Annotated in this window: 1 protein-coding gene; it reads left to right on the top strand. The window is 33.9% G+C overall.

What is annotated here, in order from left to right:
* A partial coding sequence (locus tag PV403_RS24735; protein ID WP_213536328.1) for a hypothetical protein occupies positions 1-275 on the top strand: 275 nt, incomplete at its 5' end.
* Positions 276-2,117: the final 1,842 nt, after the last annotated feature.

Here is a 2,117-nt window from a genome sequence, read left to right as displayed (position 1 = left end):
CACTCACGAGTTTCACTTACGTAAAACTCCTCGTTGTTCAGTTTTCAAAGATCAATCTCGCTAACAACTCTCGTCGTCAGCAACTTTTATATCATATCATGTCCGGTTCAGAGTGTCAAGCTTTTTTCCAGAAGTTTTTAACTTCGTTAAGTTGCTTGGTTATTCAGTGTGTTGCTTACTGGCTAACTTCTTGGCCGGAATTAGAATATACCATGCTGATAAAAATTATGCAAGTCTTTTATTTAAAATTATTTGATTTTAATAATGTTGTTTAAATCCATTATTTACTCAAAGTAAAGGAGCGCTCCGAAATTAACTCCCTGCTTAAAAAAACATAGAACGAATTACTTCTATACTCTCTATTTGCGCTTCTCTACATATCAACACTCTTTCTAATGAAGAATTGCAGGCACAATTTGTAGAAATTATTAAAAATGATATATATTATATCCTATAATCGAGTTTAGATAAACAACATTAATATAACTACGTATGACCAAACCCCATAACGAAAATGACAAAGTAGCCTACTTCCCGCTGAGCCCTCACATCCGAAGGTTAACCGAATTATATGATTCAAGTACTAGCGTCATATTTTCTCTGGTCCTTGATTTAGAATGTAGTGTTACTTTTTAGCTATGGTTTAAGTGGTTGGCAGCCAATTGTAGTAACTAGATCTATACTCCCACTATAGCTAATAACTTTAACGCTGTGTGACTTTCTTTAATAGTTTCCCTGCACTTATGATAATCCCCTTCTACAAGATAATTGAGAACATCGTGAGAAGGCCTCTTTTATTGGACCTCTGGTCGATCCTTTACTGGTATTGAACACACCTCTCCATCTCATCAATATTTTCTCACCAACTTCTTAAGAAAATTGTGTGCTGCTACACATTCCCCTTGTCTGCTACAGCTAGATAACTCCTCGCTCCCTAGATGTGCCATTGAAATTCTCTTAACTTAAACTTCTCTGCAAATGATTAAATAACTAATTCTTTTTTTATCCATAAAAATACCCCTCCATGTTGTCTCTCAATATCTCATAATAAGATGAGACTTTTTTTCGAGTGTCTACTTTGAGGGGATAATACCAGAGCTACAATTGTTAATGCCAGTATATAAATGTAGTATAGCTAAACGCCGAACTATCGCCTGGTACATCTCTGTACCTTTCCCGTCCAACTAATCTTCCTTTGCTGATTCTCAACATAGAAGTATCACTATCTTTCACATAAAGTAATTTTGATATCATGATTGAATATTCTACATACAAAAATGAATATTTCCTTTTACTCATAATAATTCCCGCTTAAACATTGAAATTATTAATTATCAGAAATGAGTCCATACCTGGAAAATTAATGTTTACTAAAGCTTTGACTTCTTCATTGTATCTAATAACAATTTGATAATTCCATAAATACATACTTTACAGAGTGACCAGCTACCCTATTGAGCTAACTCTTTCTGATTTGAGATTTTATTAAAACTAATCGGTCATATCTAACTGTTTTAAATGTAGAGTAGACAGTGGCAAAAGCCAATACTTCCAGGATGAATCAAAAATAAGGACTGTATCTTCTTGAAAGGTATTCATTGTTTCCGTTAATGACTCACTACTATTAATGTTCTGAACGAGCACCTAACATATTTCGGTATTAGTGTATTTCTATCATCTGTGAATCTTTATGTTTTTATTCCATTCTAATTCAAGTTTCTCTTCACCTTACTAAATGTAGAACACAATAATTATAACGTTTTAGCGCATACTATATATCCTGAACACCTTATTCCCGATCCCTTCTATGGTCAAAAGGAAAGATAGACAACATTCAAACTTCTATTGTATTGCTTTTGGAAGACTCACTCTACAAAATAGTTCTCAGCTCTGACCCAGTTAAGGTTCGATCAGAGAAGGAATAAGTCATAGAAGATCACTTGCAGCTATATTAATTACTTATACTAAGCCTAATACAAAGAAAATTTATGACGGATTGTAATATGAAGTGCGACACCTTACTCAAAAAATAAAAATGGCCCATGGCCTGATTCGTGTAGAATTAAGTTACCACACCAAATTCACACAGGAGAATCAGTCCATGAGCTATTCACATC

It is taken from the genome of Paenibacillus sp. GYB006, from assembly GCF_036577645.1.
Lineage (GTDB): Bacteria > Bacillota > Bacilli > Paenibacillales > Paenibacillaceae > Paenibacillus.
Note: the sequence above shows the minus strand (reverse complement) of the source record. Positions and strands in the feature narration are given on the sequence as shown.